15 protein-coding genes are annotated in these 14,917 nt (G+C 73.8%); 5 read left to right on the forward strand and 10 right to left on the reverse strand.

Going from position 1 to position 14,917, the window contains the following annotated elements; genetic code table 11:
* The first annotated feature begins 1 nt into the window (after window position 1).
* A complete protein-coding gene (locus WJX68_RS05305; RefSeq protein ID WP_340286662.1) occupies window positions 2-880 on the forward strand; it encodes a DMT family transporter in 879 nt (292 codons plus the stop codon).
* Window positions 881-908: 28 nt separating this feature from the next.
* A complete protein-coding gene (locus WJX68_RS05310) occupies window positions 909-1,145 on the forward strand; it encodes an SRPBCC family protein (RefSeq protein ID WP_340286537.1) in 237 nt (78 codons plus the stop codon).
* A gap of 162 nt (window positions 1,146-1,307) precedes the next feature.
* Here WJX68_RS05310 and WJX68_RS05315 read toward each other — a convergent pair whose 3' ends face one another.
* The 4 genes from WJX68_RS05315 to WJX68_RS05330 form a co-directional block, all read right to left on the reverse strand.
* Complete coding sequence (locus tag WJX68_RS05315) at window positions 1,308-1,703, reverse strand: VOC family protein (RefSeq protein WP_340286539.1); 396 nt, start codon at window positions 1,701-1,703, stop codon at window positions 1,308-1,310.
* A gap of 106 nt (window positions 1,704-1,809) precedes the next feature.
* A complete protein-coding gene (locus tag WJX68_RS05320; protein ID WP_340286541.1) occupies window positions 1,810-2,367 on the reverse strand; it encodes a FumA C-terminus/TtdB family hydratase beta subunit in 558 nt (185 codons plus the stop codon).
* Complete coding sequence (locus WJX68_RS05325; RefSeq protein WP_340286543.1) at window positions 2,364-2,711, reverse strand: fumarate hydratase; 348 nt, start codon at window positions 2,709-2,711, stop codon at window positions 2,364-2,366. The genes WJX68_RS05320 and WJX68_RS05325 overlap by 4 nt, the downstream gene beginning before the upstream one ends.
* 191 nt (window positions 2,712-2,902) lie before the next feature.
* Complete coding sequence (locus WJX68_RS05330) at window positions 2,903-3,304, reverse strand: hypothetical protein (RefSeq protein WP_340286545.1); 402 nt, start codon at window positions 3,302-3,304, stop codon at window positions 2,903-2,905.
* Window positions 3,305-3,408: 104 nt separating this feature from the next.
* On the opposite strand from WJX68_RS05330, the gene WJX68_RS05335 reads away from it, so the two are divergent.
* On the forward strand, window positions 3,409-4,188 hold the full coding sequence (locus WJX68_RS05335) for an isocitrate lyase/PEP mutase family protein (protein WP_340286547.1): 780 nt from the start codon (window positions 3,409-3,411) through the stop codon (window positions 4,186-4,188).
* 55 nt (window positions 4,189-4,243) lie between these two features.
* On the opposite strand, the gene WJX68_RS05340 is transcribed toward WJX68_RS05335, so the two are convergent.
* Genes WJX68_RS05340 through WJX68_RS05360 form a run of 5 tightly spaced genes read right to left on the reverse strand, consistent with a single transcriptional unit; the run spans window position 4,244 to window position 11,250 of the window.
* Window positions 4,244-5,896, reverse strand: a complete 1,653-nt coding sequence (locus WJX68_RS05340) for a GMC family oxidoreductase (RefSeq protein ID WP_340286549.1) — start codon at window positions 5,894-5,896, stop codon at window positions 4,244-4,246.
* A gap of 11 nt (window positions 5,897-5,907) precedes the next feature.
* Window positions 5,908-6,537: a gluconate 2-dehydrogenase subunit 3 family protein gene (locus WJX68_RS05345; RefSeq protein ID WP_340286551.1), complete on the reverse strand. Its 630-nt coding sequence runs from the start codon at window positions 6,535-6,537 to the stop codon at window positions 5,908-5,910.
* A gap of 30 nt (window positions 6,538-6,567) precedes the next feature.
* The gene (locus WJX68_RS05350) at window positions 6,568-8,091 is read right to left on the reverse strand and encodes an aldehyde dehydrogenase family protein (RefSeq protein ID WP_340286553.1); all 1,524 of its coding nucleotides are present in this window, start codon (window positions 8,089-8,091) and stop codon (window positions 6,568-6,570) included.
* A gap of 46 nt (window positions 8,092-8,137) precedes the next feature.
* On the reverse strand, window positions 8,138-9,532 hold the full coding sequence (locus tag WJX68_RS05355; RefSeq protein WP_340286555.1) for a phenylacetate--CoA ligase family protein: 1,395 nt from the start codon (window positions 9,530-9,532) through the stop codon (window positions 8,138-8,140).
* Window positions 9,532-11,250, reverse strand: coding sequence for a thiamine pyrophosphate-binding protein (locus WJX68_RS05360; RefSeq protein WP_340286557.1), 1,719 nt, complete (start codon window positions 11,248-11,250; stop codon window positions 9,532-9,534). Before WJX68_RS05360 ends, WJX68_RS05355 begins: the two co-directional genes overlap by 1 nt.
* A gap of 160 nt (window positions 11,251-11,410) precedes the next feature.
* Here WJX68_RS05360 and WJX68_RS05365 point away from each other — a divergent pair, with 160 nt between their 5' ends.
* Both WJX68_RS05365 and WJX68_RS05370 read left to right on the forward strand, forming a co-directional pair.
* Window positions 11,411-12,097 (forward strand): GntR family transcriptional regulator, encoded by a 687-nt coding sequence (locus tag WJX68_RS05365; protein ID WP_340286559.1) that lies wholly within the window; start codon window positions 11,411-11,413, stop codon window positions 12,095-12,097.
* 103 nt (window positions 12,098-12,200) lie between these two features.
* Complete coding sequence (locus WJX68_RS05370) at window positions 12,201-13,529, forward strand: MFS transporter (RefSeq protein WP_340286561.1); 1,329 nt, start codon at window positions 12,201-12,203, stop codon at window positions 13,527-13,529.
* A 185-nt stretch (window positions 13,530-13,714) separates the two neighbouring features.
* Here the strand turns inward: WJX68_RS05370 and WJX68_RS05375 are convergent, their stop codons facing one another.
* A complete protein-coding gene (locus WJX68_RS05375) occupies window positions 13,715-14,749 on the reverse strand; it encodes a uroporphyrinogen decarboxylase/cobalamine-independent methonine synthase family protein (RefSeq protein WP_340286664.1) in 1,035 nt (344 codons plus the stop codon).
* Window positions 14,750-14,917: the final 168 nt, after the last annotated feature.

Consider the following 14,917-nt stretch of genomic DNA (forward strand, 5'->3'; position numbering starts at 1 on the left):
GCTGAGCACCACCGCGGCGGTCGCGGCCGCGCTGCTCGCGGCGCTGCTGTTCGCCGTCGCCGCCGTCGCCCAGCAGACGGCGGCCGCGGCGGACCGGCACGACCGGGGCCCGCGGATGCTGCTGCGCCTGGCCCGCGACCCGCGCTGGCTCGCCGGGGCCCTCGGCGACACCGCGGCCTTCGTGATGCAGGCGGTCGCGCTGGGGTTCGGGTCGCTGCTGCTGGTGCAGCCGCTGATCGTGACCCAGCTGGTGTTCGCGCTGCCGCTGGCGGCGCGCTGGGCGGGACGGCGGCCCGCGCGCGCCGAGCTCGGCTGGGCGGCGGTGCTCGTCATCGCGCTCGTGCTGTTCGTGACCGTCGGCGCACCGACGGCCGGCGCCGACCGGGCCACGCCCGCCGCGTGGGCACCCACGGGCTCGGTGCTGCTCGTGCTGTTCGCGGGCTGCCTGCTCGGGGCCCGCCGGGCCGCGGGCACCACCCGCGCGCTGCTGCTCGCGGCGGCCACCGGGATCGCCTACGGCGTGGTCGCCGCGCTCACCCTCGGGGTGGTGGACGCGCTGTCCGGCGGGCTCGTCGCGCTGCTGAGCGCGTGGGAGACGTGGGCGCTGGCGGTCGCCGTCGCCGGGGGGACGCTGCTGCAGCAGGCCGCGTTCCAGGCCGGGGCGCTGGCGGCGTCGCTGCCCGCGGTGGTCGTCGGCGAGCCGGTGGTCGCCGCCCTGGTCGGGGTGACGGTGCTGGGCGAGCGGCTGGCCACCGGCGGTGCCGGGGCGGCGGTCGTCGCGGTGCTGGTGGTCGTGCTCGTCGTCGCGACGGTCGCGCTCGCCCGGGCCGGCGCCGGGGCCCGCTCAGGCGTCCTCGAGTCCGGCGACGAGGCGTCGTAGCAGGACGTCGAACGACCACGGCGCGATCGTGGTGGGGCACGAGGCGACGCTCGACGCGCCCGCCGCCGACGCGTGGGCCGTGGTGGCCGGCTACCGGCGCGACGTGCAGTGGCGCCACGGGGTGCGGTCGATGGTCGCGGCCCCCGACGGCACGGTCCGGCCCGGGACCCGGACCCGGCAGGTGCTGCGCGCCGCCGGCCGCACGACGGGCAACGACGGCGGGCGTCGTCGCCGAGGGGTCCCGCGAGGTGGTCCCGCTCGGTGACGACGCCTGCCGGGTGCGGCTGCAGCGGCGCGTGCGGCCCCCGGGTCCGCTGCGACTGTGCGCGCGGCCGCTGCGGCGGGTTCTCGCCCGGGGGCTGCGGCAGGACCTCGAGCGGCTGCGGACGCTCGTCGAGCCCGGGTCACGGTCCCGGCCCTGAGGAGCTCAGGCGGCGAGGACGAAGAACTCCAGCGCGTTGCCGTCGGGGTCCTTGAACGACAGCGCCAGGCCGTACTCGGCCTCGACGATCCCGTCGTGGGCGATCCCCACCGCGTCGAGGTGGTCGCGCCACTGCTCGATCCCGGCGCGGTCGGCGACCCCGAAGCCGACGTGGTCCATGCCGGGCCGGTTCGGCGCGAAGGCGTCACCCGTGTCGACCGAGTCGTGCCGGGTCAGCCCGAGCAGCTGCCCCGACGGCAGCGCGAACACCCGCCGGTGGAACGGGCCGTCGGACAGCGTCATCGCGGGCTCGGCCCCGATCAGCTTCGTGTACCACGGCTCGCTGACCTGCAGGTCGGTCACGGACAGCGCGAGGTGGTGGATCGCGGGGAACTCGGGCATCGGAACCTCCGGCTGGATTCTCATAGCGGGTCGTGCATGACCGGGGTTCCCGTCCCGCGCCGGGATCAATCGCACACGACCGACCGCCGGGGCCGCCACGCATCCCCTACCGGCTGCGCCGCCACCGGGCCGGGCCCTCGTCGTAGAGGTCGCCGCCGTGCAGGTCGTTCACGACCAGGACCGGGAAGTCGCGCACCACGATCCGGCGCACGGCCTCGGTGCCGAGGTCCTCGTAGGCCACCACCTCGGCGGCCGTGACGCACTGCGACAGCAGCGCGGCGGTCCCCTCGACCGCGCCGAGGTAGACGCAGCCGTGCTCGCGCATCGAGGACTTCACCTCCTCCGAGCGACGGCCCTTGCCGACCATCCCGCGCAGGCCCCGCTCGACCAGCAGCGGCGAGTACGGGTCGCAGCGCGACGCCGTCGTCGGGCCGGCGGAGCCGATCGGGTGGCCGGGGCGGGCCGGCGTCGGGCCGACGAAGCAGATCGTCGCGCCGTCGACGTCGACGGGCAGCTCCTCCCCCGCCCGGATCGCCGCGGCGAAGCGGGCGTGCGCGGCGTCGCGGGCGGTGAGCATCTCCCCGCTCAGCAGCACCGAGTCCCCCGACCGCAGGTCCGGGAGCACGGCGTCGTCGAGCGGGAGGGACAGGGGGCGCGGGCTCACAGGGTCACCTCGCGGACGCGGTGGGAGTGGCAGTCCAGGTTGACCGCCACCGGGAAGGCCGCGATGTGCGTCGGGAACGCCTCGACGTGCACCGACAGCGCGGTCACCGTGCCGCCGAACCCGGCGGGACCGATGCCGGTGGCGTTGACGGCGTCGAGGATGTCGCGTTCCAGCTCGGCGACCGCCGGGTCCGGCGACGGCGACCCGGTCGGGTGGCGGGTCAGGGCGCGCTTGGCGAGCACCGCGGCCCGGTCGAACGTGCCGCCCATCCCGATGCCGATCGTGACCGGTGGCGACGCCGACGGCCCGGCCCTCTCGATCGTCTCCACGACGAACCGGCGCATACCCTCCACCCCCGCCCGAGAACCTCGCGCCCGGTGGGCGACTCCTCGGCGTCGCGGGCGCGGCGCAGCGCGGCCACGTGGTCGTCGCGCAGCTCGTGGTTGGCCTCGACGCAGAGCCGCCGGACGGTGTCGGCGACGACGCCGATCTCGCGCATGCCGACATGATCGGCCCTGCGGGCGGGTCGTGCCGGTCAGGGACCCGGGCAGACGACCGGTGCGCAGGCCGGGGCGGTGTCGAGGGACCCGGCCGGTGCGGGGACGGGCCCGGTGAGCGCCAGGATGACGAACGCCGCCATCCAGATCAGCCCGCCGGCCAGCCCGGCGACCGACAGCCCGGCCCCCGACATCGCCGTGCGGGACGGCCCGGGGCGGGCGCGCACCGCGCCGAGTGTCCCGAGCACGAGACCGGCGGCGGCGAGCACCACCCCGGCCGAGACCAGCGCGAGCCCGGTGGTGGTCAGCGGCGCGACGGCCGAGGACGCGACGGCGACGGCGACGAACGCCGTCGCCAGCCCCCCGAGCACGAGCGCGGACACGCCGAGCCCGTCCCGCGCCGGAACGCGGGACGTGGTCTCGGTGTGGTGTCGGAGCACGGCACCAGGATCGGGGTCCGCCGCCCCGTCCGCCGTCGCTGACACGACAGATCCCCAGTTCTGGGTACGCGGCGGCGCCGCGCCGTGCGCCCTACGGTGATCACATGACTTCCACCGCCGAGAAGGCCACGAAGCTGCAGGAGCTGCACGCCGCGCCGGAGCTGCTGCTCGTCGTCAACGTGTGGGACGCGATCACCGCGAAGGTCGTCGCCGAGACCCCGGGCACGACGGCACTGGCCACCGCGAGCCACGGTATCGCCGCGTCGCGGGGCTACGAGGACGGCGAGAACATCCCGCGCGACCTCATGATCGCCGAGGTCGGGCTGATCGCGGAGGTCGCCGGCGACCTGCCGGTCACCGCGGACCTGGAGGCCGGCTACGGCGACCCGGGCGGCACCGTCGCCCGCGCCATCGACGTCGGCATCGTCGGCTGCAACCTGGAGGACCAGGTCAAGCCGCTCGCGGAGTCGGTGAAGGCGGTCGAGGCGGTCGTCGCCGCGGCGGAGTCCGCGGGCGTGGACTTCGTGCTGAACGCCCGCACCGACGCGTTCCTCAAGGCGGGCGACAAGGATCCCGAGGCGGTGCTGGCGGACGCGATCGAGCGCGGCCGGGCGTACCTGGACGCGGGCGCGTCCAACTTCTTCGTGCCCGGCAGGCTCGACGAGACCCAGGTCGGGCGGCTGGTCGAGGCACTCGGCGAGCGGAAGGTGAACCTGATCGGGATCCCCGGGTCGATCCCGCTGGAGCGCGCGCGGGCACTCGGCGTCGCCCGCGTCTCGTACGGCCCGTGGAGCCAGAACGTCGCACTGACCGCGCTGGCGGAACTGGCCACCGACGTCTACGCCGGCGGCGGGCTGCCCGGGGGCACGCGCAAGCTCAACTGAGCCCCGGGTCGGTGACCGGGCCGGCGCCACGCTGCGCCGGCCCGGTCACCGGGTCTCACATGTCCGGCGCGTCCGCGTTGGACGGCGTCGTCGTCTGCGCGACGAGCGCGTCCCAGTTGCGCAGGATGTACTCGCCCGTGCGCTGGGACAGCGCGCCGATCGTGGACGTCGGGTTGACCGCGGCCCCCGTGGTGAGGGTGCTGCCGTCGCAGACGAACAGGTTCGGCACGTCCCAGGTCTGGCACCACTTGTTGAGCACCGAGTCGCCGGGGTTGTTGCCCATGCGGCAGGTGCCCATCAGGTGCCAGGCCGGCGGCGGGTAGAGCACGCCGGTGTCGTTGGTCTCCACCGCCCCGACCGCGCGGGTGGCCTCGAAGATCTTGTCGATGCCGTACTTCGCCAGCGCGATGTCGTTGGCGTGCAGCTCGTAGTTCACGTGCGCGGCCGGCAGGCCCGAGCTGTCGGTGACGTCGTGGTTCAGCGTGACGGTGTTCGTCTCCACCGGCAGGTCCTCACCGAACATGAAGACCATCAGGTGGTTGGCGAAGTGGCCGTCGAAGAACTCGCGGTGCTTCTCCCCCCACGGCGCGGTGTAGCCGGTGTGCGTGCCCATCGCGGCGTAGGCCGGTCCGAAGCTGCGCGCCACCTGCATGCCGAAGCCGTTGACGAATCCCCGGCTGACGTCGGTGTGGTAGAACTCGTGGCTGTACAGGGGCGCGCCGAAGCTGCCCTTGTAGCCCTCGATGGGCTCGTCGAACCACGAGTCGCAGAACGCGAAGACGTGGTGCATCAGGTACTTGCCGACGATCCCGTTGGAGTTCGCCAGCCCGTCCGGGTGCCCCTTCTGCGCGCTCTGCAGCAGCAGCCGCGGCGACCCGATGCCGTTGGCCGCGAGCACCACGATCTTGGCCCGGACCTCGTGCCGGTCGCCGGTGTTGCGGTCGATGTAGGTCGCACCGGTGGCCTTGCCGTTCGACGCGTTGATCTGCTCGACGCGCGCCATCGTGCGCAGGTCCGCGCCGTGGCGGATGGCGTAGGGCCAGTGCGCGTTGGCCGGGGTGGACAGCGAGCCGGTCGGGCTGCCGGAGAGCTCGTTGCCCATGGCCTGGTCGGCCTGCCGGTTCTCCCGGTCCCGGGTGATGATCGCGTTGTCCGACGGCCACCAGTGCCAGCCCAGGTCGCGCGAGGCCTTCGCGTACTTCAGCCCGAGCTTGCCGGGCAGCACCTCCGGGTCGCGGACGGCCTGCTTGCGGTCCGGGTAGGACGGGTCGCCGACGCGGCCGGAGATGCCGTAGATCTCGTCGTTCTCGTCGTAGAACGGCGCGAGGTCCTCGTAGCTGATCGGCCAGTCGATCGTGCCCTCGAGGCCGTGCTCGGTGCCCTTGCGGAAGTCGACCGGCTTGTAGCGCGGCCAGTGGCCGGCGTAGTGCATCGTCGAGCCGCCGACGTTGTTCATCATGTACGGCGTCGTGACGCCGGTGACCGGGTAGTCCTCGGGGAGCTGGCGCACGTTGGGGTCGTAGGCCCAGCCGCGCTGCTTCTCCAGCTCCCACTCGTCGTGGTAGTGCGGGTGCTCGCGCGGCGTGACCCAGGGGCCCTGCTCCAGGCACACGACCTTGACGCCGGCCTTGGCCAGCTTGAGCGCGATCCCGGCCCCGCCGGGACCGGCTCCGATGATCAGGACGTCCGTCTCGGTGTAGGCAGCCATGACGTGCCTCCTCACTTCGTCCAGGACAGCTGGGACAGGTCGACGCGCACGACGTCGTCGGTCTCGAGGTAGGAGCCGTTCTCCTGGGCCTGCGTCAGCAGGTCCTCGTCCCAGGGCTCGGTGGTCTGCAGGTAGCCGTAGGGCAGCGGCGGGCCGTGGTAGTCGCGCCCGGCGGGCAGGTTCCTGTTGATCGCCAGCGTGACCACGGGCCGCGAGTAGTAGCCGTAGTAGACGAGTGCCCGCAGCTGCTCGAACAGCGGGTCCTCGGCCTTCTCCAGCGCGCTGATCGCCTCGGTCCGGGCGGCGACGTCACCATCCACGAAGGACTGGCCGAGCCGGTCGAGGCCGGCCTTGAACGCGTCCTCCTCGGCGAACGGGAAGTGCTTGTTCCGGTACCCGGACGGCGTGACGTAGCGGCCGACGAAGGTGACCAGGTCGACCTCGCTCGCGGTCGGCCACGCCGGGTCCGGCGGGATCAGCGTGTCGGCGACCGCGTTCAGCACGGCCGTCTGGGTCCCGTCGAACCGGATCGGGTGCAGCAGGCCGCCGATGCGCGGCCGGCCGGTCTCGAAGAAGCCGCCGGCCTCACCGGGGCTCGCGGTCTCCGCGGGTGCTCCGAAGGGAGCGGGTGCGTCGTTCATCGTGGTTCTCCTCTCGATGAGAACGGGCGGCTACAGCGGCGCGCCGGCCCAGTCCGACCCCGCCCGCAGCGACGGGTCGAGGTTGACGCTGACGTGCTTGACCTGCGTGTATCCGTGGACGGCCTCGATGCCCTCCTCGCGCCCGGTCCCGGACTGCTTGTGCCCGCCGTGCGGGGTCATCGGCAGCTCCCCGAACCAGTCGTTGATCATCACGCCGCCCACCTGCAGCCGGCGCGCGGTGGACAGCAGCTTCTTGATGTCGCTGCCGAGCAGCACCGCGAACAGCCCGTAGATGGAGTCGTTGACGGCCTCGACGAGCTCGTCCTCGGTGCTCCAGGAGTGCACGGACGCCACCGGGCCGAAGATCTCCTCGCGGGCGATCCGGGCGTCGTGGGCGACGTCGACGAACACCGTCGGCTCGACGAAGTAGCCGCCCTCGGGCGCGCCGGCGGGGCGGCCGCCGCCGTAGTGCAGGGTCCCCTCGGTCTTGCCGATCTCGATGTAGTCGCGGACCCGGTCGTACTGCTTCTGCGAGACCAGCGGGCCCATCTGGGTGCCGTCGGCGAACCCGTCGCCGACCTGCGTCTGCTCCAGGCGCGCGGTCAGCTTCTGCAGGAACTGCTCGCGCACGTCGGCGTGCACGAACAGCCGGGTCCCGGCGACGCAGACCTGCCCGGTGTGCGAGCAGAAGCCCTGCACGGCGGCCTCGACGGCGTCGTCGAGGTCGGCGTCGGGGAACACGATCGTCGGCGACTTGCCGCCGAGCTCCAGGTTGACCTGCGCGACGTGGTCGGCGGCCAGCTTGGCGACGGTCTTGCCGGTCTCGGTGGAGCCGGTGAAGGTGATGCCCGCGACGTCGGGGTGCGCGGCCAGCGACGCCCCGGCCTCGGTGCCGAACCCGGTGACGACGTTGAACACGCCGTCCGGGAAGCCCGCCTCCTTGACCAGCTCGGCGAACTTCAGCGCCGACAGCGAGGTGTCCTCGGCCGGCTTCACCACGCAGGTGTTGCCGAGCGCCAGCGCCGGGGCGCAGGACCGCACCATGATCAGCAGCGGGTAGTTCCACGGCACGATGTGCGCGGTGACGCCCAGCGGCTCGAGCAGGGTGAAGGACAGCTTGTTGCCGGGCACCTCGATGGTCCGCCCGCCGACCTTGTCGGCCAGGCTCGCCCAGTAGTCGAGCCACAGCGGGATGGCGCCCATGAGCTCGCTCGCCTTGGCCAGGTAGTGCCCGGAGTCGAGCGCCTCCAGCCGGGCGAGCTCGTCGGCGTGCTCGGTGACCAGGGCGGCCAGGTTGCGCAGCAGCGCGGCGCGGGCGATCGCGTCGGTGAACTGCCACTCGACGGCGACCCGCTTGGCCGCGGCGACGGCGCGGTCGACGTCGGTGCCGTCGGCCCGCGGGACCTCCGCGATGGTGCGCCCGGTGTTGGGGTCGACCGTCGGGAAGGTCGCACCGGCCGCGGCCGGGACGAACTGCCCGTCGACGAACATCGCCACCTGGTCGGCGGTGCGCGCGTCGGCGTCGAGGGTCAGTGCATGGGTGGTGACGGACATGCTCGGTGGCCTCCTTGCCACTGGTGGGTCTGGGGGTCGTCCCGGGTCAGGGACGCTTCGTGTGCTCGCGCTCGTCGACGACGCGGCGGGCCTTGTGCTCGCTGCGCTCGAAGGTGTCGGGGGCGACGACCTCGACCCCGACCCGCAGGCCGACCACACGGTGCAGCCCGCTGCCGGCGGCGCTCTCGAAGCGCTCGGCGTGCTCGGGCGCGCACTCGGCCCGGACGACGATCTCGTCCATCGAGCCGGTGCGGGTGACGTGCACGCGGTGCTCGCCGCCGTAGCCCTCGATCTCGCGCAGCACGTTGTCGATCTCGGTGGGGTACACGTTCTCGCCCCGGATGTGGATCATGTCGTCGATCCGGCCGTAGACCCCGGCGGGCAGCCGCGGATAGGTGCGCCCGCAGCCGTTGGTGCCCATCTCCCAGCGGGTCAGGTCGTTCGACGCGAGCCGGATCATCGGCTGCGAGGTGCGCTCCAGGTGCGTGTAGACCGGGGTGCCCTCGGAGCCGTACGGGACGGTGCGGAAGCTGTCCGGGTCGCAGACCTCGTGCCAGACGATGTCCTGCCAGAGCAGCATCCCCTCCGGGGTGCCCTCGGTCGCCGACGCCGACATGAACGGCGTCATCTCCGCCATCGTCCCGCAGTCGACGACGCGCGTGCCGAACGCGTCCTCGATCGCCTTGCGCACGGTGGGCACCGAGGCACCGGGCTCGCCGGAGAAGAACATGACCTCGATGCCGAACTCGCGCGGGTCGACCTTCTCCTGCTCGGCGACCTCGGCCAGGCGCAGCGCGTAGGACGGCGTGGAGTAGAACGCCTTCGGACGGGTGCGGGTCAGCCACTGCACCGCCCGCGCGGTCATGCCCGAGGCGCCCGCGCCGTAGGGGAACACCTTGCAGCGCAGGCGCTCCGCCCCGCTCATCGCACCCCACGACCCGAGGTAGAGCGAGAACAGCGCGGAGACGAACACGGTGTCGCCGGGCCGCACGCCCATCCCCCACAGGATGCGGGCGTGGTTGTCGGCGATGACCTCCCAGTCCCGGCGGCCCATCGCGAACGCGGTCGGGGTGCCGGTGGTGCCCGACGTGCCGTGGATGTGGTGCAGCTCGGCGTCGTCGACGCAGACGTAGTCGCCGAAGGGCGGCGCGTTCTCCTGCGAGGCGCGCAGCTCCTGCTTGGTGACGACCGGGACCTGCTCGAACGCCTCCCAGGTGGTGACGTCACGGACGTCGAGCCCGGCCTCGTCGTACTTGCGCTTGTAGAACGGCGAGCTGTCGTAGGCGTAGCGCAGCACCTCCTGCAGCCGGACCAGCACCGCGGCGTCGCGCTCGGCCGGGTCCATCGTCTCCCGGTGGGGGAACCAGTACGGGCTGTCCGGGTCGGGCAGGTAGCTCTGGTCGTAGCCCGCCGGGAAGTGCCACTCCTCCATCTGTCCCATCAGGACTTCCTCCGCTCGATCTCGGCGTCGTTCCAGGGGGTGAGGGCCTGGTAGTCGGGAACCCAGCCGAGGCCCTTGCCCGCGTCCGGGGACGGGGCGTCACGGCTGGTGACGACGTCGATGACGGCCGGGGCGTTGGCCAGCGCCCGCTTCAGCGCGTCGGCCATCTGGCCGGGTTCGGTGACCCGCTCGCCGTGCGCACCGAGGCCCTCGGCGAGCTTCGCGTAGTCGTTGTCCTCGAGTTCGGTGCCGACGACGAGGCCGTAGTTCTCGGCCTGGTCGTAGCGCTCGATGTTCCAGGCGGCGTTGTTGGAGACGATCACGACGATCGGGGCGCCGTGGCGCACCGCGGTGTTGACCTCCATGGCGTTGATGCCGAACGCACCGTCGCCGGTGACGGTGATCGCCGGGAACCCGGGGCGGGCCAGCGCCGCGGCGATGGCGAACGGCACGCCCACACCGAGACAGCCGAACGCGCCGGCGTCGAGGTAGCGGGCCTGCGGCGGGACACCGAGCCGGGCGAAGGACAGCAGGTCCCCGCCGTCGGCGACGACGGTCGCGCCGTCGAGGTCGATGTCGTGCAGCGCGGCGAAGATGTGGTTGGGGTGCATCCGGCCGTCGTCGCCGGGCGGGGTGGACGCGAGCTTCTCGCGGTAGCCCGACGAACGCTCCAGGTGCGCCTCGCGCAGCCCGTCGCGCCAGGCACCGGTGCCCGCGGCCGTGCGGGCGAGCTCGTCGAGCGTGGACGCGACATCGGCGAGGATCTCGACCTCGCCGCGGCGGTTGTCGAACAGCTCGCTCGCGGTGTCGGAGATCCGCAGCCAGCGGGCCTCCGGGAACGCGGCGGGCGAGCCGAAGCCGAGCTGGTAGTCGAGCTGGCGCCCGACGGTGATCACGAGGTCGGCCTCGCGCATGGCCCGGCTGCGCAGCGCCCCGACGACGGCCGGGTGGTCCTGCGCGACCAGGCCGCGCCCCTCCTGGGTGTCGAGGTAGGCGGCGCCGGTCGCGTCGAGGAACCGGACGAGGGCCTCCGGCGCGGTGCGCGCACCCCGGCCGGTGATCACCAGCGGGCGCTCGGCGGCGCCGATCAGCTCGGTGGCGGCCATGACGTCGGCCGGGTGCGGCACGGCGCGGCGCGGCGCGGGCGGGCGCAGGTGCTCGTCGAGCACGACGGCGGGCGGCACGGTCTCGCGCAGCACGTCGGTGGGGACCTCCAGGTACACCGGGCCGGGCTCACCGGCGTCGCCGAGGGCGCGCGACCAGCCCTCGTCGAACTCGCGCAGGACCTCGTCGGCCACGCGCAGGGTGCGGCTCTGGCGGGTGACCGGCGCCAGGATCGCGGTGTGCGCGATGTCCTGCAGCGGGTGCTTGTTGGCCTGCGGCCGGGGCGGGCAGCCGCCGATGAGGATCAGCGGGATCCGCGAGACCGACGCGTTCGCCACCGCGGTGACGGTGTTGGTGACGCCGGGGCCCGCGGTGGCGAGCGCGACGCCCATCTCGCCGGTCAGCTCGGAGTGGGCGTGCGCCATGTGGACCGCGGCGGCCTCGTCGCGGACGTCGACGATCGCGACGCCGAGCCGCGCGAGCTGGTCCCAGATCGGCTGGATGTGGCCGCCCTGCAGACCGAAGACGCGGCGCACACCGCGCCCGTGCAGGAACCGGGCCACCAGCTCGGCGGCGGTGCGGGCCGAACGGTCGGGCAGATCGTGCTCGGGCATCGAGCGGGCCTCCTCGGGCGACGACGACCGGGTGACGTACGACACCGACTGTGGGCATACTGAATTCAGAAGTCAACCGGAAGCAGGGACTCGGAGGGACTTGGGTAAGCTCGGATCGGTTGTCCCACGGGACATCCCACGGCGCGAAAGGACCGGCTCGATGACCGCCCTCCCGGCCCCGCCCTCGCGGGTGCAGCAGGTCTACGACGCGATCGTGGACGACATCTGCACCGGAAAACTGACCCCCGGCACCCCGCTGCGCCAGGAGCAGCTGGCCGAGCGGTTCCACGTCTCGCGCCAGCCCGTGCAGCAGGCGCTGCTGCTGCTGCGCAACCAGGGGATGCTGCGCGACTTCGGCAGGCGCGGCCTGGAGGTCGCCCCGGTCGACGCCGAGTTCGTGGGCCACCTCTACGGGCTGCGCGCCGTGCTCGACGGCTACGCCGCCCGCAGCGCCGCCGGCCGCCTCACCGCCGACCAGGCGTCGCACGGGTTCTCGCTGGTCGCAGCCGGTCAGCGGGCCGAGGCCGAGAAGAACTACGCGGGCATGGTCGCCGCCGACATCGACTTCCACCGGTTCATCACCGACCACTCGGGCAACCCGCTGCTGATCGAGAGCGCGGCGGTCATCTGGCGCAACGTGCAGCGGGTCATGGGCGAGCTGCTGTTCCGCGGGAGCGCGCCGCGCTGGGTCTGGGAGGACCACTCGGCGATCTTCGCCGCGGTCGTCGCGGGGGACGCCGACAAGGCCGAGTCGCTCGCCCGCCGGCACGCCGAGCACGGCGAGGAGCTGATCCTCGCGGCACTGGCCGCGGACGGCTCGGACGAGGCCGACACCGCGGCCTCCTAGGCCCCGGCGGAGGGCGACCGGCAGCGCCTTCCGGTTGACTTCTGAATTCAGAATGCCGGAAGGTGTGTCGCGTCGAGTCCCCTCAGCGTCGAGGAGCACGCCGATGGCAGCACAGTCCGACCCCACCCGCATCTCGGGACGCGCACAACGCGACAGGGTCTACCGAAAGGTTGCAGCACGGCTCGTCCCCCTGCTGTTCGTCTGCTACGCCGTGTCGTACCTGGACCGCGTGAACGTCGGTTTCGCGCGCCTGCAGATGGACGACGAGCTCTGGTTCTCCGACGCCGTCTACGGCATCGGGGCCGGGGTCTTCTTCGTCGGCTACATCCTGTTCGAGGTGCCCAGCAACGTCGTCCTGCACAAGGTCGGCGCCCGCCGCTGGATCGCGCGGATCATGCTCAGCTGGGGCGTGATCTCGGCGATGATGGCGCTCGCGAGCTCGCCGGCGTCGTTCTACACGCTGCGGTTCCTGCTCGGGGTCGCCGAGGCCGGCTTCATCCCCGGCATCCTGCTGTACCTGACCTACTGGTTCCCGGCCGCACGGCGCGGGCGGATCACCGCGCTGTTCCTGGCCGCGATCCCGGTGGCGACGATCGTCGGCGGCCCGCTGTCGGGCTGGCTGATGCAGGCCTTCGACGGCGTCGCCGACCTGCGGGGCTGGCAGTGGATGTTCGTCGTGGAGGCGGTGCCGGCCGTGCTGCTCGGCCTGGTCGTGCTGCGCAGGCTCGACGACCGCGTCGCCGACGCGACCTGGCTGACCCCGGCCGAGCGCGACCTCGTGACCGCCGACGTCGCCGCCGAGGACGACGCCAAGGCCGGGGCGCACGCCTCGGTGCGCGACACGCTGCGCAGCGGCTCGGTGTGGCTGCTCGGCGGGATCTACTTCGCCGTCGCGCTCGGGATCTACACGATCAGCTTCTGGCTGCCGACGATCATCTCCCGCTCGGGCGTGGAGTCCCCGCTCGCCGTCGGACTGCTCGCCGCGGTGCCCTACCTGGTCGCCGTCGTCGCGATGGTGGCCGTGGCGACCCACGGCGACCGCTCCGGCGAGCGGCGGTGGCACACCGCGGTGCCGACCGTCGTCGGCGGGATCGGGCTGGTCGCCGTCGGGCTCACCCAGTCCTCCACGGTGTGGGCGCTGCTCGCGCTCACCGTCGCCGCGGCGGCGGTCTCCAGCGCGCAGGCCGCGTTCTGGAGCCTGCCCGCGGCCCTGCTGTCCGGCGTCGGCGCCGCCGCCGGGATCGCGCTGGTCAACTCCATCGGCAACGTGGCCGGGGCGGTCAGCACCTCGCTGGTCGGGATCGTCGCCGACGCGACGGGGTCGACGGCGAGCAGCCTCTACCTGTTCGGCGCGGTCCTCGTCGCGGGCGGGCTGCTGGTGCTGACGGTGCGGCCGGAGCGGGTGGACGAGGAGCGGACACCGGCACGCTGAGCCGACGCCCCAGGGCCCCCGGTTCGCGCGGTGATCCCCGGTTCGCTCACTGATCCGGAGACCGCGCATGCTGCTGCACGCGCGAACCGCGGATCAGCGCGCGAACCGCGGATCAGCATGCGGGCCGCGGATCAGCGCGGGCCGCGGATCTGCGCGCGGGGACGGACCTCGTGGACGGGCCGTGGTCAGTGCTCGTCGGCGGGCGGGACCTCGTCGGGGTCGGCGAAGGCCTTGCCCAGCTCGCGCGAGAGGGCCAGCGCGCGGCGGGCCCAGGCGGGCGTCGCGCCGGCGAGACCGCAGGCCGGGGTGGGAACGGCCAGGCGGGCCAGCCGCGGCCGGTCGAAACCGAGCCGGTCGGCCAGGTCGTAGCCGGCGCGGGCGAGGTCGCCGATGGCCGGCTCACGCGCGGGCGTGGTGCCGGGCAGCAGGCCCAGCAGGAGGGGGACGCCGTCGTCCCAGGTCTCGCCGATGGCGTCGAGGGCGCGGGGCTCAGCGGTCGGCCCGGTGAAGGCGGGGCGGGTCGCGTCGATCCCGACGGCCGCGGCGCCGGTCCCGGCGAGCAGCCGGATCGGCGGGCGGTCCGCGCAGCAGTGCAGGACGACCGGCGCGTCGATCCCGGCGATCAGCTCGCGCAGCAGGTCCTGGGCGTCCGGGGCACGCACCGCGCGCACCGTGCCGTAGCCCGAGGCCGTCGGCAGCGACCCGGCGAGCACCGCGGGCAGGCCCGGCTCGTCCAGCTGGACGACGACCGTCGCCCCGGTCCGCGCGGCCACCTCCGCGACGTGGGCACGCAGGCCCTCCCCCAGGCTGGCCGCGAACTCGCGGACGGCACCGCGGTCGGTGAGAACGCGGTGCCCGGCGGCGAGCTCGACCGAGGCCGCGAGCGTCCAGGGCCCGGTCGCCTGGATCTTCACCCAGCCGGGCCGGACGCGGTCGCAGGCGTCGTCGAAGGCGTCGAGGTCGCCGGCCATCAGGTCGCGGGCGCGGCGCAGGTCGCGCCCGGGCCGGGCGGTGACCCGCCAGCCGGTCGGGACGACCTCGACGGCCAGGTCCACGAGCAGCCCGGCGGTGCGCCCGACCATGTCCGCGCCGACGCCGCGTGCGGGCAGCTCGGGCAGCGCCGGGAGCTCCGGGGTCTCACCGGTGACGAGCGCGGCGGCCTCGCGCACGTCGGTGCCCGGCAGCGAGCCGACCCCGGTGCCGATCCCCTCCGGCCACAGCGGGCGGGCGGCCGCGGGCTCCTCCGGCCCGTCGGCGACGACCTCGATGCGCGGGGCGGGCGGGCGGCTCTCGCCGGGACGCACGTCGCCGAGCCCGGCGGCGGCCAGCGCGGCGGCCAGCGGGTCGGTGGGGTCCGGGGTGCTCACGCCCCCAGTCTCCCCCGCACC

Source organism: Pseudonocardia spirodelae (assembly GCF_037727765.1).
Taxonomy (GTDB): domain Bacteria; phylum Actinomycetota; class Actinomycetes; order Mycobacteriales; family Pseudonocardiaceae; genus Pseudonocardia; species Pseudonocardia spirodelae.

What these genes read in the sequence shown, in the direction of transcription:
- WJX68_RS05315 (WP_340286539.1), bottom strand. Translation starts at nt 1,703, where the DNA reads ATGCCCGAGTTCCCCGCGATCCACCACCTCGCGCTGTCCGTGACCGAC.
- WJX68_RS05325 (WP_340286543.1), bottom strand. Translation starts at nt 2,711, where the DNA reads ATGCGCCGGTTCGTCGTGGAGACGATCGAGAGGGCCGGGCCGTCGGCG.
- WJX68_RS05335 (WP_340286547.1), top strand. Translation starts at nt 3,409, where the DNA reads ATGACTTCCACCGCCGAGAAGGCCACGAAGCTGCAGGAGCTGCACGCC.
- WJX68_RS05340 (WP_340286549.1), bottom strand. Translation starts at nt 5,896, where the DNA reads ATGGCTGCCTACACCGAGACGGACGTCCTGATCATCGGAGCCGGTCCC.
- WJX68_RS05345 (WP_340286551.1), bottom strand. Translation starts at nt 6,537, where the DNA reads ATGAACGACGCACCCGCTCCCTTCGGAGCACCCGCGGAGACCGCGAGC.
- WJX68_RS05350 (WP_340286553.1), bottom strand. Translation starts at nt 8,091, where the DNA reads ATGTCCGTCACCACCCATGCACTGACCCTCGACGCCGACGCGCGCACC.
- WJX68_RS05355 (WP_340286555.1), bottom strand. Translation starts at nt 9,532, where the DNA reads ATGGGACAGATGGAGGAGTGGCACTTCCCGGCGGGCTACGACCAGAGC.
- WJX68_RS05360 (WP_340286557.1), bottom strand. Translation starts at nt 11,250, where the DNA reads ATGCCCGAGCACGATCTGCCCGACCGTTCGGCCCGCACCGCCGCCGAG.
- WJX68_RS05365 (WP_340286559.1), top strand. Translation starts at nt 11,411, where the DNA reads ATGACCGCCCTCCCGGCCCCGCCCTCGCGGGTGCAGCAGGTCTACGAC.
- WJX68_RS05370 (WP_340286561.1), top strand. Translation starts at nt 12,201, where the DNA reads ATGGCAGCACAGTCCGACCCCACCCGCATCTCGGGACGCGCACAACGC.